Annotated in this window: 15 protein-coding genes; 7 read left to right on the forward strand and 8 right to left on the reverse strand. The window is 63.8% G+C overall.

Annotated elements, in window-relative coordinates; genetic code table 11:
* Window positions 1-34: 34 nt before the first annotated feature.
* From ACZ1JW_RS02170 to ACZ1JW_RS02185, 4 genes are all read left to right on the forward strand, one after another.
* Entirely contained in the window at window positions 35-931 is an 897-nt protein-coding gene (locus ACZ1JW_RS02170; protein ID WP_465141786.1) for an amidohydrolase family protein, read from the forward strand.
* A gap of 20 nt (window positions 932-951) precedes the next feature.
* A complete protein-coding gene (locus ACZ1JW_RS02175) occupies window positions 952-1374 on the forward strand; it encodes a secondary thiamine-phosphate synthase enzyme YjbQ (RefSeq protein WP_465141787.1) in 423 nt (140 codons plus the stop codon).
* Window positions 1375-1571: 197 nt separating this feature from the next.
* Entirely contained in the window at window positions 1572-3470 is a 1899-nt protein-coding gene (locus ACZ1JW_RS02180) for a methyl-accepting chemotaxis protein (RefSeq protein ID WP_465141788.1), read from the forward strand.
* 54 nt (window positions 3471-3524) lie between these two features.
* Window positions 3525-3875, forward strand: coding sequence for a TonB family protein (locus tag ACZ1JW_RS02185; RefSeq protein ID WP_465125088.1), 351 nt, complete (start codon window positions 3525-3527; stop codon window positions 3873-3875).
* Window positions 3876-4022: 147 nt separating this feature from the next.
* On the opposite strand, the gene ACZ1JW_RS02190 is transcribed toward ACZ1JW_RS02185, so the two are convergent.
* The 5 genes from ACZ1JW_RS02190 to ACZ1JW_RS02210 form a co-directional block, all read right to left on the reverse strand.
* The gene (locus ACZ1JW_RS02190) at window positions 4023-5291 is read right to left on the reverse strand and encodes a Xaa-Pro dipeptidase (RefSeq protein WP_465141789.1); all 1269 of its coding nucleotides are present in this window, start codon (window positions 5289-5291) and stop codon (window positions 4023-4025) included.
* A gap of 44 nt (window positions 5292-5335) precedes the next feature.
* Window positions 5336-6094, reverse strand: coding sequence for a M48 family metallopeptidase (locus ACZ1JW_RS02195; RefSeq protein WP_465141790.1), 759 nt, complete (start codon window positions 6092-6094; stop codon window positions 5336-5338).
* Window positions 6095-6435: 341 nt separating this feature from the next.
* A complete protein-coding gene (locus tag ACZ1JW_RS02200; protein WP_465141791.1) occupies window positions 6436-7518 on the reverse strand; it encodes a YjgN family protein in 1083 nt (360 codons plus the stop codon).
* 495 nt (window positions 7519-8013) lie between these two features.
* On the reverse strand, window positions 8014-10647 hold the full coding sequence (gene clpB, locus ACZ1JW_RS02205) for an ATP-dependent chaperone ClpB (protein WP_465141792.1): 2634 nt from the start codon (window positions 10645-10647) through the stop codon (window positions 8014-8016).
* Between the two features lie 281 nt (window positions 10648-10928).
* On the reverse strand, window positions 10929-12548 hold the full coding sequence (locus ACZ1JW_RS02210) for a M28 family metallopeptidase (RefSeq protein ID WP_465141793.1): 1620 nt from the start codon (window positions 12546-12548) through the stop codon (window positions 10929-10931).
* Between the two features lie 212 nt (window positions 12549-12760).
* Here ACZ1JW_RS02210 and ACZ1JW_RS02215 point away from each other — a divergent pair, with 212 nt between their 5' ends.
* From ACZ1JW_RS02215 to ACZ1JW_RS02225, 3 genes are all read left to right on the forward strand, one after another.
* Complete coding sequence (locus ACZ1JW_RS02215; protein WP_465141794.1) at window positions 12761-15619, forward strand: M16 family metallopeptidase; 2859 nt, start codon at window positions 12761-12763, stop codon at window positions 15617-15619.
* 152 nt (window positions 15620-15771) lie between these two features.
* Complete coding sequence (locus ACZ1JW_RS02220) at window positions 15772-16068, forward strand: hypothetical protein (RefSeq protein ID WP_465141795.1); 297 nt, start codon at window positions 15772-15774, stop codon at window positions 16066-16068.
* A gap of 186 nt (window positions 16069-16254) precedes the next feature.
* Window positions 16255-17043, forward strand: coding sequence for a hypothetical protein (locus tag ACZ1JW_RS02225; protein WP_465141796.1), 789 nt, complete (start codon window positions 16255-16257; stop codon window positions 17041-17043).
* A 45-nt stretch (window positions 17044-17088) separates the two neighbouring features.
* Here the strand turns inward: ACZ1JW_RS02225 and gatB are convergent, their stop codons facing one another.
* The 3 genes from gatB to gatA all read right to left on the reverse strand — a co-directional run bounded on the left by gatB (window position 17089) and on the right by gatA (window position 21669).
* Entirely contained in the window at window positions 17089-18582 is a 1494-nt protein-coding gene (gene gatB, locus ACZ1JW_RS02230; RefSeq protein ID WP_465141797.1) for an Asp-tRNA(Asn)/Glu-tRNA(Gln) amidotransferase subunit GatB, read from the reverse strand.
* Between the two features lie 40 nt (window positions 18583-18622).
* Window positions 18623-19774 (reverse strand): acyltransferase family protein, encoded by a 1152-nt coding sequence (locus tag ACZ1JW_RS02235; protein WP_465141798.1) that lies wholly within the window; start codon window positions 19772-19774, stop codon window positions 18623-18625.
* Window positions 19775-20184: 410 nt separating this feature from the next.
* The gene (gatA, locus tag ACZ1JW_RS02240) at window positions 20185-21669 is read right to left on the reverse strand and encodes an Asp-tRNA(Asn)/Glu-tRNA(Gln) amidotransferase subunit GatA (RefSeq protein ID WP_465141799.1); all 1485 of its coding nucleotides are present in this window, start codon (window positions 21667-21669) and stop codon (window positions 20185-20187) included.
* Window positions 21670-21716: the final 47 nt, after the last annotated feature.

Genomic DNA, 21716 nt, shown 5'->3' on the forward strand with positions numbered 1-21716 from the left:
TGTCGAAGGACCACAGCGCGATGGAAGGACAACAATGACCGCCCAAGACACAGGCCGCATCATCAGCTGGCACGCCAACCCGTCCAAGCCCCGCTACACCCCGCCCCCCGGCGCGGTGGACGCGCATTGCCACGTCTTCGGGCCGATGGCGCAGTTCCCGTTCTCGGCGAAGGCCAAGTACCTGCCGCAGGACGCTGGCCCCGACATGCTCTTCGCCCTGCGCGATCACCTCGGCTTCGACAGGAACGTGATCGTTCAGGCCAGTTGCCACGGCACCGACAACGCCGCCACGCTCGACGCCATTGCGAAGTCCAACGGACGTGCACGCGGCGTCGCGGTAGTCGATCCCGCGATCTCGGAAGCAGAACTCCACGCCATGCATCAAGGCGGCATTCGCGGCATCCGCTTCAACTTCCTCAAGCGCCTGGTCGATGATGCGCCCAAGGACAAGTTCCTCGAAGTCGCCCAGCGCCTGCCCAAGGGCTGGCACGTGGTGATCTATTTTGAGGCCGACATCCTTGAAGAACTGCGCCCGTTCATGGATGCCATCCCCGTGCCCCTCGTGATCGACCACATGGGCCGCCCGGACGTACGCCAGGGTCCTGACGGTGCCGACATGAAGGCGTTCCGCGCTTTCCTGAACAGCCGCGAGGATATCTGGTTCAAGGCCACCTGCCCCGACCGCCTCGATGCGATCAAGGAAGGCGGCGCGGGCGATCCGTGGAACGCCTTTGCCGATGCGGTCGCGCCGCTTGTTGCCGACTATCAGGACCGCGTGCTGTGGGGCACCGACTGGCCGCACCCCAACATGGACACCGAGATCCCTGACGACGGCCACCTCGTCGACATGATCCCGCGCATTGCTCCAACCGAGGAATTGCAGCGCAAGCTGCTCATCGACAACCCGATGAAGCTCTACTGGGCCGACTGATCCGTGATATGGACTGGCGCATGACCCTGCGCCAGTCCGCCACCGAACTTGTCATCGCCACGCCCGGTCAGGGCCTGCACGAGATCACCCGCGAAATTGCCCGCTGGGTAGCAGAGCAGGCCATGACCACCGGCCTGCTCACCGCGTTCTGCCGCCACACATCGGCCTCGCTCACCATCCAGGAGAATGCTGCCCCCGAAGTACGCGGCGACATTGTCCGCTGGCTTGCCCGCCTTGCCCCCGAGAACGACGGCTATGCGCATGACGACGAAGGGCCGGACGACATGCCTGCGCACCTCAAGTCGATCCTTACGGGCGTCTCGCTATCGATTCCCCTGATCGGCGGGCAGCTTTCGCTCGGCACCTGGCAGGGCATCTACCTGTGCGAGCACCGCCGCGCTCCCCATCGTCGTCGCATCGCGCTCCACCTGCTGGGCGACTGAGCACAGCACTTCCGCGCGTTTACCACGAAAGCGCCGGGTTTCCGTGCGCTTGAGCCCCTAAGGCCAAAGCCGAGTGCAATCCTCATGCCCAAGTCGTTAATCGCCGTCTGCGCAGCATTACGGCCTACCGGCCTTACCTGACATTCCGGATCAATCCCTACACCGGTCCCATGCCGACAGGCTTTTGAGGGACTGTGATGCTCAAGTTCAACATTACGACGAAGTTCGTTGTCGCTTTCTCGCTGCTCCTCGCGGCGACAGCGGCGATGGGGCTTTCCGCGATCAGCAAGATCGATGAAGTCAACGCGATAGCCGCCGAGCAGCGCGACGTCTGGATCCCCGGCTCCGAGACGCTCGGCGATATCCACGCCTTCACCTCGCAATACCGCCTCAAGCAGGACGAGATGTTCTCTGCCGCGACGCCCGATGCCATGGCGCGCAGCCAGAAGATGCTGCGCAATGCCCGCAGCGCCATCGACAGCAGCATTGCCGACTTCGAGAAGCTCACCCGCACACCCGAGCAGAAGAGCGCGCTCGCCGGAGTCAAGCAAGCGTGGTCGGCCATGCTTGCGCAGGACGAGACGCTGCAGACCATGGCCCTTGCAGGCGACGGGGCAGGCGCACAGTCACTCCATGACGCCGAAGGCCTTGACCTGTTCTACGCGCTAGAAGACGCGACCCTCACTGCCATCGACGCCAACAAGAAAGCGTCCGCTGCAGTGGCCGAAGAGGGCGCGAAGATCGCGACTGCTGCGCGCAACTTCACTTTCGCCGCAATGGGCCTTGCCCTGATGACCGCCGTGGTCTTGCTGTTCTGGCTGATGCGCACGATCGCCAGGCCGGTTGTAAGCATGGCCGATGCGGTGACCCGTCTCGTCGACGGTGACCACGCCGTCCACGTCCCCGGAACCACCCGCAGCGACGAACTCGGCCAGCTTGCCCGTGCGCTGGACAAGTTCCGCGACGTCTTCGCCTCGGATCTTGCACGTACCGAGACCGAGCAGGCCCGCGCCCGCGAAACTCAGGTCACCATCGACGCCATCGGCGATGGCCTGACCGCGCTCGCCGAAGGCAACCTCACATTCCGTGTCAAGGAGAACGGGTCGGGCGCGCTGGCCAAGCTGCACAGCGACTACAACGCGGCGGTCGGTTCGCTCGAACGCGTGCTGAGCAAGATCGTCGAAGGCTGCAACACGATCAAGCTTGGCACCGACGAAATCGCCAGCGCCTCCACCGACCTTGCCCTGCGCACCGAACAGCAGGCCACCTCGCTTGCCGAGACCTCGCGCACGCTCAGCGAGTTCACCACCTCGGTCAAGACCACTGCCGAGAATGCCAAGCAGACCAGCGCCCGCCTCTCGGTCGCACGCAGCACCGCAGACAGCGTCGGCGATACCGCCAACCGCGCCGTCGCCGCCATGCGCAGCATCGAGACCAGCTCGCGCGAGATGGCCGAGATCGTCGGCGTGATCGACGGCATCGCCTTCCAGACCAACCTCCTCGCCCTGAACGCAGGCGTCGAGGCCGCCCGCGCGGGCGATGCCGGCAAGGGTTTCGCCGTGGTCGCCACCGAAGTTCGCGCGCTGGCCCAGCGCTCGGCCGATGCCGCCAAGTCGATCCGCGACCTGATCGGCAAGAGCACCGAGGAAGTCAGCGGCGGCGTCGCCCTCGTCGAATCCAGCGGCGAGGCGCTGCGCCAGATCGTCACCGAAGTCAGCGCCGTGTCCGAACTGGTCAACGAGATTGCCGAGGCCGCCAGCCAGCAGGCCGCCGGCATTGCCGACATCTCGAACATGGTCGGCTCGATGGACAGCTTCACCCAGCAGAACGCGGCGATGGTCGAGGAAAGCTCGGCCGGCACGCGCAACCTCGCCGCCGAAACGCTCAGCCTCGTCGACCAGCTAGGCCGTTTCAGCCTCAGTTCTGCAGGCGCCTGGCGTGCTGCGCCTGCCGGCATACCGGTCGCAATCACGCCCCGGACTGCACCTGCTCCAACCCAGGAACGCTCGCCATCGTCGCGCCCAGCCGCCTCCTCTGCCCCAGTCCGCGGCAACACCGCGCTCAAGGCCGAAGTCGACGACTGGTCGGAGTTCTGATCCCGCCTCCAAGTTCAAGACCCACCGAAAAACGCCAGACAAAGGACATGCCCCATGAAACTGATCGAAAGGATTGCCCTCGGCCTCGCGGCCTTCGCTACTGCCAGCGCTTCCATTCCCGCCGTGGCCCAATCGGCCGAATGGCAGAAGCAGGTCGCTCGCATCATCGCTTCGAAGCAGACCTACCCCCGCACCGCCCAGATGCGCGGCGAGGAAGGCACGGCCCGCGTGAAGGTCTACATCGGGGCGAGCGGCGCGGTCGAACGCACCGAGCTCGTCGCCCCCTCCGGCTCGGCCACGCTCGACAAGGAAGCGCTTGCCATGCCGACCCGCGCGGGCAGCGTCCCGCCCCCGCCCGGTGGCCCCGCCGCGATCATCGTGCCCGTCACCTGGAAGCTCCTGTGATCTCGGCGCTGCGCTGATGCCCTGATTCCCTCGCCTGCCGCTCCGCTCCCCTCAGGGCGGCAGACAACCTTGCCGGTCCATCCCTGCCGGCAAACGTCGGGGCGGTCCCAGCCAGGACCGCCCCCTTTTTCAATCGGTCGCGAAGGCCTACTTTACTATCTCGCCGCCCTTCATCACATGCGCCACGCTCTCCAGCACGGAGACGTCAGCCACCGGATCGCCCGCCACCGCGATCATGTCAGCGTAGTGCCCCGGAGACAGTGCGCCAACATCCTTGCTCCACCCGAGCAGGTCCGCCGCCACCGTCGTCGCAGACTGGATCGCCTGCATTGGCGTCATGCCGTAGCGCACCAAGTACTTGAACTGCCGCGCGTTCAGCCCGTGGGGGAACACCCCGGCATCGGTCCCGTAGCTCAGCCTCACCCCCGCCTTCACGGCCTTGCGAAAGCCGATGCGCTGGGCCTCGGTGGTTTCGTCATTCTTGCGCAGCATGTCGGCGGGCCAGCCGTCGCGCTTGCCGACTTCAGCGATGAAGTCCCCGTTGTAGATATCCATGTCGAGCCACACACCCTTGGCCTTGGCCAGATCAATCCCCTCGTCATCGATCAGGCTGGCGTGCTCGATCGCCTTCACGCCCGACTGGATCGCGAGCTTGATCCCAGCCGCGCCGTGGGCATGGGCCGTAACCCATGATCCGCGCTGGCGGGCGACGTCCACTGCAGCTTTCATCATCTCAGCCGAAAGCTCGATCTGACCGGGCTCGGTCCCCTGCGCCAGAACCGCGCCGGTCGCGATCAGCTTGATCGAATCCGCGCCGTTCTGGAACAGCGCGTTGACCTTGCGCGTGGTATCGGCAGCATCCGTCACCACGCCCGCACGCATGTCCGCCGGAACGGTCACGTCGGGCGAGAACCCGGTCACCTCGCCGCCGCCGCCGGGGATCGTCACGTAAGCTCCCACGGCGCTCACCCGAGGCCCGGGGACATCGCCGCGATTGATCGCGTTGCGCAGTTCCACATCGGCATAGGCGCGGAACGAGCCGACATCATGCACCGACGTAAACCCCGCCAGCAGCGTCTTCTTCGCGTTGCGCGCGCCGATGAATCCGATCTCCATCGCCGAATGCAGCAGCGGCTCGGCGACGTTGTTCGATTGTTCGACGTCGGCGAGATGGACGTGGCAGTCGATCAGGCCGGGCAGCACGGTAAACCCGGACCAGTCGACCACTTTCGCCCCGCTTGGCAAAGACCCATCGGCCTGCACTGAAACCACCCGCCCATCCTCGACCTTGAGCAGTTGCCCCGTCAGCACCCGCCCCGCCTCAGGATCGACCAGCCGACCGGCGCGAACGTAGAGCGTCTCGGCTTGAGCGGTGGCCGGAATCAGGGCGACGAGGGGGAGGAGATGGCGCAGCATGGGCGGAGACTACCGCGCGCCAGCCAAAGCGCAAACACAGCGCGTTAAAACTGCCCCGGCAAGAGCGGCTTCACCTTGCTGTCATCCTCGCAGGCCGTTTGAATCGCGGCGAACTGCGCTTTGCCAAGCGCCGGACGATAGGTCCTGTCGCGGCGGAAGGCGGCCCCGAACGCTTCTGCACGGCTTGCCGGGTCCGGATGGCTGTTAAGATAAGCGGCCATGGCATATTGCGCGGCAGGAGGCTGATCGACCGGCCCCGTGAAGAAACCTGCGGTCGGCACTGGTGAGACATTGGCTTGCGCCAAACTCGCCCGTGCCCAGACATCGGCTTCGGATTCGGCTTCGCGCGAATAGCTCAGCGACGTCATCCGTCCCAGCGTGTTGGTCACGCCAGACTTGAAGCCGCTCAACACCATCGAGATGCCGAACTCGCGAAGCATAGCCTGCATGACATGGCGTTCGCGCACATGGCCGATTTCATGGCCGATCACGCCCGCCAGCGTGTCGGGAGAATCGATATGCTTGAGCAGCCCGTCGAACACCAGCACCCGCCCCCCGGGCAGCGCGACGGCATTGATCATATCGAGCTTGATGATCTCCACCCGGACAGGCGGCAGGCTGCCGTCCTTGTTCTGGTAGTCCAGCATGGCCGAGAGCTTGGCCAGAGCCGCATCGCTTGCAGGCGTGTGGCAGGTGTTTGCAGAGAGATCTTCCAGATTGTCATCACTCATCCCGGCTTCCCACGAAATGGGGACCCGGCGACCGAGCCAGCTTGGCGTGTTGATAGCGACAAAGGCCACCATGCTGCTGACAGCGGCAAAGCAGACCAGCGATTTGCCAAAGCCGAACCGGTCAATCCAGCGGCCGAACCGTGGCCGCTGCGGCAACCGCGCTACCAGATCCGCGGGCGCATCGCGGTCAAGCCGCAACCGCCAACCCGGCTCGTCAGTGCGCCCAAGCAGGATCGCCTCGGGCAGCAGATCGATCCAGGTCAGTCCACTCCAGGCGATGGTCTCGGCAATCTCGTCTCCCGCAACGGACAGCCCAGCTGTCCCCCAGGTCACCCGCACCGGGTGGCGCATCGCGGTCACGCCATCGTTCAGGTCTGCTTGGACGGCGTCTTCGATCACAGGCAGATCGCTCATCACAGTGCCCCCATATCGAACACATCGAGAAGACCTTCGCCTCGTCCCGGCGCGGGCGTGTCGGACTGCGTGACAGCCTCGAAGTTTATCCGCCCATCGGTCTGCAGATTGCGCAGATAGAATCTCCAGTGCCGGTAGCTGAGGAACACCGAACCCAGCCCCAAGGTGAACACGACAAGCAGAAAGTCGACGATGTAAAGCTCCATCCAGTCGGTGGCGTCCGCGTTGAAACCGAAATTGATGTCACCCAGCGAGTTACTGCGGACCATCTGCCTGAAGAAGCTGGCGTAGTAGGCCAGCATGATCAACGAATAGAGGAAGATGAAGCCGAAAACGGCCGGCAACCGGATCAGCACCCACTCGACCGGCGTGCGGGGCTCGATCCCGAAGAAGGTGACAATCATGCCCGACCAGATGATCAGCGCGATGAGACCGATCGCGACAATCGGTGCCACATAACACCACAGAAACGGGAGCTTGAGCCCGCGCACCCGGCCACGCGCAGCAAAGGTCCAGGGACCGAAGCTCATGGCGTTCCAGCGCTGGTTCCACAGGCTGACCATGGCCCAAGGCATCAGTGCCCCAAGCGGAAGCATGCCGACGAAATTCTTCCATGCATAAGCAAGGCCGAACCCGATGCCCTGATCGTGGCTGCCGCCACGGATGCCCCTCCAGCTCGTGCGCGACAGACGGTAGCGCAAGCCGCGAAACACGGCGATGCCGGTGAGGATGTAAAACCCGGTCAGGACCAGTACGGACAACACTTGTCCGAAAACGGTATATCCGTGAACAAGCAACTGGCGGATGATCAGGTTTGCCAGTCCAAGCGGCACCAGCACCAGCACGAGCGCCACCATGGCACTGCGGAACAGTTCCAGACCGGTCCCGGACCATTCCAGCCGGTCTCCCATGAACACCGTTCGTGACCAGAGATAGCGGCGAACCCTGGTGGTGGCCCAAAACCTGTAGATGCCAAGTGTGGCAATCGTCAGGATCAGGTTGGGCAAGGCGATCGCGGCAAACTCGCGCCAATTGCCGTCGAACTCGAAATCGCCGACGTACTCGTCCCGGTCAGTCTGCATTGTACCGATTGGCCCCCACGGATATTGTCAACACAACATCCAAGCAGATCAGTAAATACCAAGTCGCATCGAGGCAAGTGCCACAATAGATTCGTCCTGCTTATCGATTTTTTGGTGTTTCTTCAAAGTAGAACAATGTGCAAAAGGCGCACATGATGCCGCAAAGCACGGCGCAAAACCTTTGAGCGACGCTGCGGATGCGGAACCGTACCGGTCGCGCGATATGTGACTTTCCGATCGGCGTTACGATCCGCGTTCGCAAGCGGATGGCTATCCGTATCGCGTGTCCGCGATGCCCACCCCCAGCCCCTCCCGCCTGCGGGAGGGGGGATGAAACGGCAGCGCTATAACCAGCCCTCCCCCTTCGACATGCTCAGGGAGGGCCGCGAGACTTGCTGAACGCAGTGAAGTCAATCGCGTCACCCCGACGCAAACCTCAACAGAAAAGGGGCTGCCGGAGCAGCCCCTTCCTTGATCACTCCACGACGAAGCGCGTTATTCGACGATGAAACTCAGGGCCCCGTCGCCTTCGTCGATCCGCACGGTCGAGCCATCCGGCACCTCGCCGCCGAGCAGCTTCTCGGCCAGCGGGTCCTGGAGGTAGCGCTGCACCGCCCGCTTCAATGGACGCGCGCCATAGACCGGGTCGTAGCCCACCCGCCCGAGCCAACGTTTCGCCGCGTCGGTCAGGTCGAGCACGATCTTGCGATCCTTGAGCAGCTTGGCCACCCGGCCGACCTGGATATCCACGATCGGCGCCATATGCTCCTGGCCCAGCCGGTGGAACAGGATGATCTCGTCCAGACGGTTGAGGAACTCTGGCCGGAAGTGGCCGCGCACGATATCCATCACCTGCGGCTCGACCGAGGCGACGTCCTGTCCCTCTTCCAGATTGGCGAGGTACTGGCTGCCGAGGTTGCTGGTCAGGATGATCAGCGTGTTGGTGAAGTCCACCACGCGGCCCTGCCCATCGGTCAGGCGGCCATCATCCAGCACCTGCAGCAGCACGTTGAACACGTCGCCGTGGGCCTTCTCGACCTCGTCGAACAGCACGACCTGATAGGGCCGCCTGCGGACCGCTTCGGTCAGCACACCGCCTTCGTCATAGCCGACATAGCCCGGAGGCGCGCCGATCAGGCGGCTGACGGAGTGCTTCTCCATGAACTCGCTCATGTCGATGCGCACCATCGCGCTGTCGTCATCGAACAGGAATCCGGCGAGCGCCTTGGTCAGCTCGGTCTTGCCGACGCCCGTGGGGCCGAGGAACAGGAAGCTGCCGAGCGGACGGTTCGGGTCCTGCAAGCCGGCCCGCGCACGGCGGACGGCCTTGGACACTGCCAACACCGCGTCCTTCTGCCCGATCACGCGCTTGCCGATGACCTCTTCCATCTTGAGCAGCTTCTCGCGCTCGCCTTCCATCATGCGGTCGACGGGCACGCCGGTCCACTTGCTGACGACGGCGGCGATATCATCTGCGGTCACTTCCTCGCGCAGCATCGCGTTCTGCGAAACGCCCAGCGCCTCGGCCAGCTGCTTCTCAAGCTCGGGAATGCGGCCATAGGCAAGCTCCCCGGCCTTCGCCAGGTCACCGTTGCGCTGCGCCACATCGAGTTCGCTGCGCGCAGCATCGAGCGCTTCCTTAATCTTGCCTTCGGCGGCGATCTTGTCGCGTTCGTTCTGCCAGCGCGTGGTCAGTTCGGCCGATTGCTGCTCGTGGTTCGCCAGCTCTTCGCGCAGAGTTGCAAGGCGATCCTTGGAGGCCTGATCGGTCTCCTTCGAAAGCGCCATCTCCTCGATCTTCATCTGGATGATGCGCCGGTCGAGCTTCTCGATCTCCTCGGGCTTGCTTTCCACTTCCATGCGGATGCGGCTCGCGGCCTCGTCCATCAGGTCGATGGCCTTGTCGGGCAGGAAGCGGTCGGAGATGTAGCGGTTGGACAGCGTTGCTGCCGCGACGATCGCATTGTCGGCAATGCGAACGCCGTGGTGCAGCTCGTACTTGTCCTTGATCCCGCGCAGTATCGAGATGGTGTCCTCGACCGTAGGCTCGCCCACGAACACCGGCTGGAACCGCCGCTGCAGCGCGGGGTCCTTCTCGACGTACTTCTGGTATTCGTCGAGCGTCGTCGCGCCGATGCAGTGCAGTTCGCCGCGGGCGAGCGCGGGCTTGAGGAGGTTGGACGCGTCCATTGCGCCCTCGCCCTTGCCCGCCCCGATCAGGGTGTGCATCTCGTCGATGAACAGGATGATCTCGCCCTCGGCGCCCTTGACCTCGTCGAGCACAGCCTTGAGCCGCTCCTCGAACTCGCCGCGATACTTCGCGCCCGCGATCAGGCTGCCCATGTCGAGCGCCATCAACCGGCGGTCCTTCAAGGAATCCGGCACGTCGCCATTGGCGATGCGCAGGGCCAGGCCCTCGGCAATCGCGGTCTTGCCCACGCCCGGCTCGCCGATCAGCGCCGGGTTGTTCTTGGTGCGGCGGGCGAGGATCTGCACGGTGCGGCGGATTTCCTCGTCACGGCCGATGACAGGGTCGAGCTTGCCTTCGCGCGCAGCCTCGGTCAGGTCGCGGGCATACTTGCGCATCGCGTCATAGGCGTTCTCGGCGCTGGCGCTGTCGGCCGTCCGGCCGCCGCGCAACTGCTCTATGGCAGCGTTCAGCGCCTGAGGAGTCACCCCAGCCAGTCTCAGAGCTTCGCCTGCAGAAGTTTGAGAAACGGCAAGGGCGGTCAAGATGCGCTCAACCGTGACGTAGCTGTCACCTTCCAAAGACTTAACGGTGTGAAGCTCGTCACCAACAACCTTCGTCCTCAGAATGTCCTTAAATCTGAGGCCTTGCTCGGCGGAATCGAGCACGCGCACGGCATCGTTGTCCAGCCCCGGCGTTGCCTGCGCGCCCGAACCCGAGACGGCAGCAATCTTCGCCAGCGCCTTGTCGACTTCGGTCTGCGCCAATGCGGCATTGCCGCCCGCGCGCTGGATCAGCCCGCTGGCCATGCCCTCGCTGTCTTCCAGCAAGGCCTTCAAGATGTGGTCCGGCGTGATCCGCTGATGGTTCATACGGATGGCAACGGTCTGCGCGGCTTGCAGGAAGCCCTTGGCGCGGTCGGTGAATTTTTCGAGGTTCATGGTGTTGAACATCCTCCTGTTGCGCAGAACATGGTGTGGCTTTTGCGCAACACAAGGGCTGCGCCGACGAAAAACCTACACCCCTCGATGGGGGTCAGTCCTTGATCGGGAACAATGTGCGGCAACCATGCCCACCCCCGCCCCCTCCCGCCTGCGGGAGGGGAGTTGAGAGCACTGGTCCTGCCCTCCCCCCTTCGACAGGCTCAGGATGAACGGGAGGGCCGCGAGACTTGGAGAACGTAGCGAACCTAGTCGCAGCGGGGTGGGCACCCCGCGCGACGTCACTTCACCGGATCAGCCGCCTTCGCAGCTTTGGGCGCGAATTCCTTGCCGAAGAAGCTGCTTGCGTACCACTTGGGACGCTCGGCCCCGTTGGCGAGGCCCATCACGGTGTAGTAGTTGACCTTGGCGAAAAGCGCGCCCGCATCCCAGTTGAACGGGAGCTTCAGGTCGTCGCTCGGCTGGTGGTAGTGGTCCTTGAGGAAGCCGCGGAACGCCTTCTCCCCCGGCCCTTCGAAGCCCGTCATCATGAACACGGCGGGCACGCCCTGCTGGACGAAGCGGTAGTGGTCGGAGCGCGTGAACAGCCCTTCTTCCGGCATCGGATCGGGCGAGAGCTTGATCCCGGCCTTGGTCGCAGCATCTGCCACGACTTTGCCCATCGTCGAGTTCTCCGCCCCGAACGCCACGACGTCGGAAAACATGTAGGTCAGCACCGGCATGTCGAAGTTGACGAGGCCGACGACCTCACCTTTCACGACAGGATTGCGCGCCAGATAGTCCGAGCCGATCAGCCCGCCTTCCTCGCCGGTCAGCGCGGCGAACATCACCGAGCGGCGGGGCTTTTCCTTGGCAACGGCCTTGGCGACCTCCAGCATCGTCGCCACGCCCGAGGCATTGTCCATCGCGCCGTTGTGCAGGGTGTCCTCGCCTTTCCCATGTACACCTATGTGATCGACGTGCGCGGTCATGCCGATGAACTCGCCTGCAACCGCAGGGTCGCTCCCCGGCAACATGGCAACCACGTTCTCGCTCACCACGTCCTTCCAAGTCTGCGCATAGGACAGGCTGGCGCGGGCCTTCATGGCAAAGCCCTTTGGCTTGCCGCCAGTCTTGTTGGCTTCGGCAAGGATTTTGGCCAGCGGCTTGCCCGCAGCGGCGAACAGGGGCGCTGCGGCATCCGGGTTGAGCGTCGCGCCACCCTTGATCCCGGGCGTGCGGGTGAAGGCCTTGCCGTCGCCGCCGACCCAGCCCTTGGCCGGACCGTCAGAGATCGCCACGCGCTTGTCCCAGGGGCGGCGGGCGGTGTCCTCGATCGTCGGTACGCTGAGCACGCCGATCGCCCCGCGCTTCATCGCCATCATCGCCTTGTCGGAATTGAGATGCGCGCCAAGCTCGCTCGGCGTGCCCTTGGGAAAGCCGGTCAGCACGACGACGATCTTGCCCTTCATGTCGAGGCCCTTGTAATCGTCGAAGCCGAGGTCAGGCCGGTCGAAGCCAAAGCCTGCGAAGACCAGCGGGGCTTCGAACGCCACCTTGGCGTCGGTCAGGCTTGGCCGTACCAGCACCTGTGCAGTGTCCGAAAGGACAGTCTCCTTGCCGCCATAGGTCAGCGTGAGCTTGGGCGCGCCGTCAAGTCGCGCCTCGCGCACGGTCAGTTTCTGGAAAAATGAACCGTCTGGCCCAGCAGGCTTGAGGCCCATCGCGATGAACTGCGCAGCGACATAGTTCGCCGCGATGTCATAGCCCTTCGACCCGGTATCGCGACCTTCCAGCAGATCGTCGGCAAGAAACGTGACATGCGCCCGCACCGCCAGGGAATCGAAAACCGGCTCCTCGGCCAGCGCGGGGACGGCAGTCGAGGCGAGCAGCATGGCGGAAAGGAGCAGCTTGACGTTCATCGGTCTCTCTTTGTCGTTCGTCGAAAGGGATCGAGTGGCACCTGCCCATTGGACACGCCCCACTTGCGCGCGCGATCATGGGCACTAGAAAGTTTCCGATCAAACCAATTCTGGACAGGTCGGCCCAGCTTTCATTCAGGCACGACCTGATCTTCGACGTCGCAACTTCAGAGCAGCTTGCCCAAGGCCGCTGCCACTTTCACAGGACACCCATGCAGCACAAACTTTCTGCCAGCCTGCTCGCTCTTGCGGCCTCCACTGCCCTTGCCGCCCCCGCTTTCGCGCAGGACATGAAACCGGCTCCGCTGTCCGACCTCGTCGCCAAGGTCCAGATTCCCTACGAGAGCTTCAAGCTCGACAACGGCCTGACCGTGCTGGTCAACACCGACCGCAAGGCTCCGGTGGTCGCAGTCTCGGTCTGGTATGGCGTGGGGTCGAAGAATGAGCCCAAGGGCAAGACCGGCTTTGCCCACCTGTTCGAACACCTGATGTTCAACGGCACCGAGAACGTGCCGGGCGATTTCTTCACCCCGTTGCAGCAGGTCGGCGCGACCGACGTGAACGGCACCACCTGGTTCGATCGCACCAACTACTTCGAGACCGTGCCCACCGCCGCGCTCGACATGGTGCTGATGATGGAATCGGACCGCATGGGCCACCTGCTTGGCGCGGTCACCCAGAAGGTACTCGATAACCAGCGCGCCGTTGTCCAGAACGAGAAGCGCCAGGGCGACAACAACCCCTTCGGCATCGTCGAGTACGAGCAGCTCGAAAACCTCTATCCCTCGGGCCACCCCTACCACCACTCGACCATCGGCTCGATGGCCGACCTCGATTCGGCCAGCCTTGATGACGTGAAGGGCTGGTTCACCGATCACTACGGCCCCAACAACGCGGTACTGGTCCTGTCGGGTGACATCGACGCGGCGACCGCGAAGGAAAAGGTCGGCAAGTGGTTCGGCGACATCAAGCCGGGTCCGCAGGTCAAGCCGGTCAGTGCGCCGGTGCCGACCTTGCCCGCCACCGTTTCGAAGACGATCAAGGACCAGGTTGCGACCACGCGAATCTACCGCATGTGGGCGGTGCCGGGTCTCGACAATCCCGATTACCTGCCGCTCGATCTTGCCGCTTCCGTGCTTGGAGGCCTGTCCTCTTCGCGCCTCGACGATGCGCTGGTGCGCCAGCAGAAGGTTGCAGTCTCGGTTTCCGCCGATGCCGAGATCTTCGCGCAGGCCGCGCAGTTCGTGATCAAGGCCGATGTCACGCCGGGGCAGGACCCCGCAAAGGTCGCCGCCGCGCTGGACGCTGAGATCGCCAGGTTCATCAAGGAAGGCCCGACGCAGGACGAACTGTTGCGCGCTGCAACCTCTGCCACAGCCAATCAGATCCGCGGGCTCGAGCGCACCGGCGGCTTCTCGGGCAAGGCGCCAACGCTGGCCGAGGGCCTGCTCTACAGCGGCACCCCGAACCACTACCGCGAGGCGCTTGACCGCACCGCCAAGATGACCCCGGCCGAGGTCAAGGCCGCGCTGGGCAAGTGGCTAACCCGCCCCGCCTTCGCACTTGCGGTCGAACCCGGCCAACGCACAGAAGGCGGCGAGGCGCGCGGCGGGTTCTACACCGACGAAGCCACCGGCATGCGCCCGGCCTACTTCCGCGATCCCGACATGCCCGCCAAGGGTGCGCCGGTCTCGCAGGTCTCGGGCGCTGACCGCTCGAAGCTCCCCGCTGTCGGCCAGCTGGCCCCGCTCGACTTCCCATCAATTCAGCGCGCCACGCTCAAGAACGGCATTCCGGTCTATTTCGCCAAGCGCTCGGAAGTGCCGACCGTTTCGGTCCGCGTCAGCTTCGATGCGGGCTATGCCGCCGATCCCAAGTCGGCGCTCGGAACCGAGTCGCTGTTGCTCAGCCTGATGGACGAAGGCACCGACAAGCTCTCCGGCTCGGACTTTGCCCGCGAACGCGAACGCCTCGGTGCCAACATCTCGCTCTCGGCGACAAGCGACCTGACCTCGTTCCAGGTCGATGCGCTCTCGCCCAACCTCGGCGCTTCGCTCGGCCTGCTGGCAGACGTGGTTCGCCGCCCCGCGCTCAACCCCGCAGATATCGAGCGCGTGCGCACCCAGCAGCTGACCGCGATCTCAGCCGAGATGAAGAACCCGCAGGCGCTCGCCGCCCGCGTGCTCGTGCCCACGCTCTACGGCAGCCACCCCTATGCCTTCCCGTCGAGCGGCCTCGGCGATGCAGAAGTGGTGAAGAAGCTGACGCGCGAGGACCTGCTCGCCTTCCACGCCCGCTGGTTCCGCCCGGACACCGCGCGCATCTTCGTGGTGGGTGACACCACGCTCGACGCGGTCGTGAAGATGCTCGACGACAGCTTCGGCAACTGGCCCTCGAACCGCATGGCGCGGCCGGTGAAGGATTTCTCCGTCGCGGTCCCGGCCCAGAAGGCTCGCGTGATCCTCGTCGACCGCCCCGGCTCGCCGCAGTCATTCATCATGGCCGGCAAGGTGATCGACGCAAAGGGCACCGATGACAGCGTGGCGCTTGGCGTTGCTAACGATATCCTCGGTGGCAACTTCCTCGGCCGCATCAACATGAACCTGCGCGAGGCCAAGGGCTGGACCTATGGTGCCTACAACGGCGTCAGCGAACCGCTCGACAAGGTCCGCTTCCAGGTGATCGCGCCGGTCCAGACCGACCGTACCGGGGACTCGCTTGTCGAGATCAAGCGCGAAATCGACGAGTACGTCACGACCAAGGGCGTCACCGCCGAAGAGCTCGACTGGTCGACCAAGGGCAGCGCGCGCGAACTGCCTGGCGCCTTCGAGACCAGCGCCGCCGTGCTCGATGGCCTCGCCAAGATCGTCAACTACAAGCGCCCGGACGACTACTACGAAACGCTCTCCGCCCGTTACGGCAAGATGACTGCGGCGGATGTGGACAAGGCGTTCCGTTCGAAGATCAACAGCGACGGCATGGTCTGGGTCGTCGTCGGCGATGCGGCCAAGGTGAAGCCGCAGCTCGAAAAGTTCGGCCTGCCGATCGAGGAAATGGCCGCGCCGAAGTAAGGCTGCAGCAGCAATGGCTAGGGGGGCGTGCCACAAGCGCGCCCCCTTTTTCGTGCTGCGAGCCGGTGCAACGCTTCGTAACGGCGGCCGCCTTGCTATTGACACGTTTGTAGATAAACTCCCAATCAGCACACCAGAACGGGAGAGCACCGATGTCCGTTGCCGGCACCTACAATTGCGTGACGCGTACCCCCATGGGCGACCAGACCAGCACCTTCACCGTCAATGTCGACGGCGACAGCTTCACCGGAACCAACTCAGGCCAGATGGGCTCGATGGATGTCGAGAACGGCAAGGTCGATGGCAATACCCTGACATGGCAGATGAAGATGACCGTGCCGATGCCGATGACGCTCGATTGCACGGCGACCGTCGACGGCGACAAGCTCGACGGCAAGGTGACGGCAGGCATGTTCGGCACGTTCCCGATGGAGGGGAAGCGGGGGTGATATCTCGGCAAATGCGAAAAGGGAGGCAGGTGCCTGTCCTGTCTCCCTTGCGGCACACAGTCGGATAGACATTAGAATACCCTCGGTTATGCTGGTTGCAGCTAACTCCGGGGGTCTTTCATGAAGCGAATACTTGTCTTCGCCGCTTTCCTTGCGCTTTCTACACAAATAGCCTGCGCACAAAACGTGAAGTGGGAGCAGTCCCCCAAGATCTTTTTGGCAAATTCCGGTCCACGCGGAATCGTTTCTTACTCAGGCCCTGATCGTGAGATACTGCGCCTGCCCATGTTGTGGGTAAATTCCGCCACCATCGCGGATCCGGTCTCCCTGACCTTCGGCAAGGAGGTCGAGAGTTTGCCATCCGGCACAACGCTGCCTGAAGTTCTTCTGGTTAAAGGTGCGGGTACTCGCGCCGAGAGAGTCGCTTATTGCACACCCAGCCGCGTCAAGCAAAAGGTCAAGGGAAGTCTGCTGGGCGGCAACCTTGTCGGCATCCTGATGAGCAAGATCGAGAACAGCTTCAAGGATAGCCAGAAATGCCTCGAAGACCGGGACGGGGACGGCAAATTCGACCATACCTTCATGGTAGGCGAAGGGCCGGGCGACCTTACGGATGGCGCCGATATCGCGCCGGTTCCCTATGCCCGTCAGAGTTTGGCCCCGGTTGGCGCCAATGATTACGTCACACTCACCGGCGGGGTCATTACCAAGAAGCGCATCTGGCTCCGCCTTGCCCTACTTCAGGATGGCAAGGAGACCTTCTTCGACGCTGTCAGAGACGGACCGTTCTTCGCAGAAAAGACCAGCGAGTATCGCATTGACCGCGATCTCGGTTGGGAACAGCAGATCTACGGAATTCGCTTCAAGATCAAGTCGGCCGACCCGGCGACAAAAACCATGGAGATCGAATGGCCCGAAAGCGCGCCAAAGGATGCAAGTCCGATCATCCCGGTCGACATGCGTGCTCGGTACTGAGCCGGACATTGGTCGGCAGCCCCTGAGCGGGGCTGCCGACCCAGTTCAGACGAGTTTCTTCTTCAGCAGTTCGTTGACCACACCCGGGTTGGCCTTGCCCTGCATGGCCTTCATCGTCTGACCGACGAAGAAGCCGAACAGGGCTTCCTTGCCGGCTTTGTACTGCTCGACCTTGTCGGCGTTGGCGGCGAGGATGGTGTCGATGGCGGCTTCGATGGCGCCGGTGTCGGAGGTCTGCTTCAGGCCTTCGCGCTCAACGATTGCGGCGGCGCCGTCGCCGGTTTCGAGCATCTTTTCCAGCACCTGCTTGGCGATGGAGCCGGAGATCGTGCCGTCGGCGATGAGGGCGAGGAGTTCGGCGCCTGCTGCCGGGGTGACGGGCGAGGTTTCAAGGTTCGCGCCGAGCTTGTTGAGCGCGCCGAACAGTTCGGAAATCAGCCAGTTGGCCGCCTGCTTGGCGACATCGGCCTCGCTCTTCTTCGCCTTGGCGGCGGTTTCGGCCAGCAGCACTTCGAACCAGCGCGCGGTTTCGACGTCCGCCGTCAGCACGCCTGCGTTGTAGGCCGAGAGGCCGAGCGCGGTCTCGTAGCGGTGGCGCTTGGCGTCGGGCAGTTCGGGCAGGCTCGCACGGCATTCATCGAGGAAAGCGTCGTCGAGTTCGAGCGGCAGCAGGTCGGGATCGGGGAAGTAGCGGTAATCGTGCGCGTCTTCCTTCGAGCGCATCGAGCGGGTCTCGTTGCGATCGGGATCGTAAAGGCGCGTTTCCTGTACCACCGTGCCGCCGTCCTCGATCAGGGCGACCTGGCGCTTGGCTTCCTGCTCGACCACGGCCATCACGAACCGGACCGAGTTGACGTTCTTGGTCTCGGTACGAGTACCGAACGGCTCACCGGGGCGGCGGACCGAAACGTTGACGTCGGCGCGCATCGAGCCCTGGTCCATGTTGCCATCGCACGAGCCGACATAGCGCAGGATCGTCCGCAGCTTCGACAGGTAGGCCCCGGCTTCTGCCGGAGAGCGCATATCCGGGCGGCTGACGATTTCCATCAGCGCCACGCCCGAGCGGTTCAGGTCGACATAGGACATCGTCGGGTGCTGATCGTGCATCAGCTTGCCGGCGTCCTGCTCGACGTGGATGCGCTCGATCCCGATGGTCTTGAGGCTTTCGGGGTTCTTGTCGTCAAGCTGGATCTCGATCGAACCCTCGCCCACGATGGGGTGATAGAGCTGGCTGATCTGGTAGCCCTGCGGCAAATCGGCATAGAAATAGTTCTTGCGATCGAACCGCGACCACTTGTTGATCTGCGCGCCCACCGCCATGCCGGTGCGCACCGCCTGGCGGATGCACTCCATGTTCGGCACCGGCAGCATCCCCGGCATCGCCGCATCGACGAGGCTGACCTGCGTGTTGGGCTCAGCGCCGAACGCGGTGGCCGCGCCCGAAAACAGCTTGGCGTTGGAAGTGACCTGCGCGTGGACTTCGAGGCCGATCACGACCTCCCATTCGCCGGTTGCGCCCTGGATACGATATTCGCTCATGATCCGCCCGATAAGGTGTGAGGGATGGGTTGGAAAGGGGTCAGTTCGCTGTATTCGGTGCTTGTTGCCCGGCCACGCGGCGTGACCAACGGCGCGCGGGCTGCTCGATCAGCCTTGCAAAGGGCACGGCGACGACAAGGCACAGCGCGATCACGCCAAGCTTGACCATGTCGGCCTGCCAGTCCGGCCCGACCAGCGCGTCCTCGCCGCCGATGGTGGTATCGGCAATCATCAGTCCGAAGCGCGGCTGGATCACCGCCAGCAGATCGAACACGCGGCCGATCACGAAGACATGAACCATGTAGAGCGCATAGGACATCGTGCCGAGCCACTGGAACGGTGCGGCGGTCAGCACGCGCGAGACAAGGCCCTGCTGGAGTGCCGCCAGCGCGACGACGGCGGTGGCGGCAAGATCGAAGGCAGGAATGCTGCCACTGCTCCACAGCACGGTACCAAGCGCGGCGAAGGCGGCAAGCTCCAGCACCGTGGCGATGCCGGTGCCCAGTGCAGGAGGACTGCTGCGCTCCAGCGCGCGATGCAGGAACAGGCCAAGGCCGAAGCCTGCAAGGCCCCGCGCGATGTTCGAGGCGAGGCTGTCGAAACCCGGGCCGAACGCCATGAAGACCAGAACGGCGATGGCGAGCGCCAGCCACGGCATCCAGGCCCGCGCACCCAAGGTCCGCCAGCCAGTCGCAGCGACGATATAGAGGAGCATCTCGACGGAGACCGACCAGCTCGGGTGGTTCCAGGTAAGGCCTAGCGAAGGGACGACGCCCTGCAGCAGCAGGTAGGCAATCGGCAGGTCCGCCGGATCGTTGCGCCCGGCCAGCAGGCCGTGGGTGCGAAGGTCCGGCTGCATCACGCCGAGCGCGAGCATCGACAGCACGAAGACCGTGAGCATCGCGGCGTGGAGTGGCCAGACCCGGCCCCAGCGCAGCCACAGAAAGCGCGAGACCGAATAGCCTCCGCTGAGCTTCGCGCCATAGGAGGCGGCGATCACGAATCCGGAAAGGACGAAGAACAGATCGACCATGCGGCCGAAGTTCGCGTCGAACCCCACCGCCGAAAGGCCAGCCACGGCGGGGATGTGGTGAAACACCACGCCCACCGCCGCAAGGCCGCGCAGGGAATCGAGCACGGGATAGCGCAAGGCTTTCACCGCGCCGGTCCCGTCGCTGCCGGGTCTTACCACCACTTCGAAAAATTGAAGCTAGTCACGCCGACGCCGAGCCCTAACTACGCTTGCACCAAGAACCATTATGTACGCGACAAGCCAACCACGAAATATGTTGCTAAATTGACTGCCCATAACTGGCAGTTGGAGGGCCGACCACTGAATTAACGAACCCCAAATCAGTGCCATTGGCAAGTTCCAAGGCCAGCGGAGACCAACATAGCTCTCTCCAATTAGAGAACGATAGATTGCCCTAGCTGATAGGATAAACAAGATAACTCCAATTAGAATCACGATTAAGTCAAAATGATTCCTACTGCTCAAGTTCGACTGCGAAAGAACAATGCCAACATAAGCACTTAGCGCAGATCCGAAGACGAGATTTATGGTGTCGAATTCCGCCTGGCTTTCGCCTTCGTCACCGCTGTTCACCACCACTTCTCCGGACGGGCAGAAAACTTGGCACGCTGTTCGATGGCGAGGCTGGCGTTCAAAACGCCCTGCTCGTCAAACGCCTTGCCGATGACCTGAAGGCCAAGCGGCAACCCGTTGCGGTCAAGCCCGGCGGGGACCGACATGGCGGGGAGTCCTGCAAGGCTGGCGGGCACCGAGAACACGTCGTTCAGGTACATTTCCAGCGGGTCGGCGCTCTTTTCGCCCAGCGCGAAGGCCGAGGATGGTGCGGTGGGGACGAGGATGACGTCCACCTCCATGAACGCGTTGGTGAAGTCACGCGCGATCAGGGTGCGGACCTTCTGGGCCTGCGTGTAGTAGGCGTCGTAGAAGCCCGCCGAGAGCACATATGTGCCGATCATGATGCGGCGCTTCACTTCCGGCCCGAACCCTGCGGCGCGGGTGGCGGCGTACATGTCCTGCAGGCCTGCACCGTCCGGCAGATCGCGCAGACCATAACGCACGCCATCGTAGCGGGCGAGGTTAGACGAGGCTTCGGCGGGGGCAATGATGTAATAGGTCGGCAGCGCGTACTTGGTATGCGGCAGCGAGATTTCGACGATCTCGGCGCCCGCGTCCTTCAGCCATGCGATGCCATCGTCCCAGCTCTTCGCCACGTCCGGGTCCATGCCATCGAGACGGTATTCGCGCGGGATGCCGACCTTCTTGCCGCGCATGTCGGCGCTGAGCCCTGCAGTCCATTCAGGGACCGGCAGGTTAAGGCTGGTCGAATCCTTGGGGTCGAACCCGGCCATGGCCTCGAGCATGATCGCGCAGTCGGTCACGTCATGGGCCATCGCGCCGGCTTGATCGAGGCTGGAGGCGAAAGCTACGACGCCCCAGCGCGAGCAGCGGCCGTAGGTCGGCTTTATCCCTGAGATGCCGGTGAAGGCGGCGGGCTGGCGGATAGAACCGCCGGTGTCAGTGCCGGTGGCGGCAGGCGCAATGCGCGCAGCCACGGCAGCGGACGAACCGCCCGACGAGCCACCGGGGGCGAGCGGTGCGGTGTCGTTCGGACGGCGCCATGGCGAGATCACATTGCCGAAGGCCGAGGTTTCGTTCGAGGAGCCCATCGCGAACTGGTCGAGGTTGAGCTTGCCGAGCATGCCCGCGCCCGCGTCCCACAGCTTCTGGCTGACGGTCGATTCGTACTGCGGGATGAAGCCTTCGAGGATCTTCGAGGCGGCGGTGGTCTGCGTGCCCTTTGTGGCAAACAGGTCCTTCATGCCGATGGGCACGCCCGCCATGGTGCCAAGCGGCTTGCCGGCGGCGCGGTCGGCATCGACCTTCGCGGCGGCTTCGAGCGCCTTTTCGGGCGTGGTGACGATGAACGCGTTGAGCGCGGGCTGAGCCGCTTCCACCGCAGCGTTGAAGGCAGTGGCGACTTCGGTGGCGGTAAACTCGCCCTTGGCCACGCCATCGCGGAGGGCGGCAATGCCGAGATCGGTAAGGTTGGTCATTTCAGAACTTCCAGCTGCGTCCCCGCGAAGGCGGGGACCTCAGGCAG

This window comes from Novosphingobium sp. BL-A-28-Hi1-0D (assembly GCF_055521755.1).

Coding starts and splice junctions, on each gene's coding strand:
- ACZ1JW_RS02195 (WP_465141790.1), bottom strand. CDS start 6,094: ATGGTGGCCTTTGTCGCTATCAACACGCCAAGCTGGCTCGGTCGCCGG.
- ACZ1JW_RS02170 (WP_465141786.1), top strand. CDS start 35: ATGACCGCCCAAGACACAGGCCGCATCATCAGCTGGCACGCCAACCCG.
- clpB (WP_465141792.1), bottom strand. CDS start 10,647: ATGAACCTCGAAAAATTCACCGACCGCGCCAAGGGCTTCCTGCAAGCC.
- gatA (WP_465141799.1), bottom strand. CDS start 21,669: ATGACCAACCTTACCGATCTCGGCATTGCCGCCCTCCGCGATGGCGTG.
- ACZ1JW_RS02215 (WP_465141794.1), top strand. CDS start 12,761: ATGCAGCACAAACTTTCTGCCAGCCTGCTCGCTCTTGCGGCCTCCACT.
- gatB (WP_465141797.1), bottom strand. CDS start 18,582: ATGAGCGAATATCGTATCCAGGGCGCAACCGGCGAATGGGAGGTCGTG.
- ACZ1JW_RS02210 (WP_465141793.1), bottom strand. CDS start 12,548: ATGAACGTCAAGCTGCTCCTTTCCGCCATGCTGCTCGCCTCGACTGCC.
- ACZ1JW_RS02180 (WP_465141788.1), top strand. CDS start 1,572: ATGCTCAAGTTCAACATTACGACGAAGTTCGTTGTCGCTTTCTCGCTG.
- ACZ1JW_RS02220 (WP_465141795.1), top strand. CDS start 15,772: ATGTCCGTTGCCGGCACCTACAATTGCGTGACGCGTACCCCCATGGGC.
- ACZ1JW_RS02190 (WP_465141789.1), bottom strand. CDS start 5,291: ATGCTGCGCCATCTCCTCCCCCTCGTCGCCCTGATTCCGGCCACCGCT.
- ACZ1JW_RS02185 (WP_465125088.1), top strand. CDS start 3,525: ATGAAACTGATCGAAAGGATTGCCCTCGGCCTCGCGGCCTTCGCTACT.
- ACZ1JW_RS02175 (WP_465141787.1), top strand. CDS start 952: ATGACCCTGCGCCAGTCCGCCACCGAACTTGTCATCGCCACGCCCGGT.
- ACZ1JW_RS02200 (WP_465141791.1), bottom strand. CDS start 7,518: ATGCAGACTGACCGGGACGAGTACGTCGGCGATTTCGAGTTCGACGGC.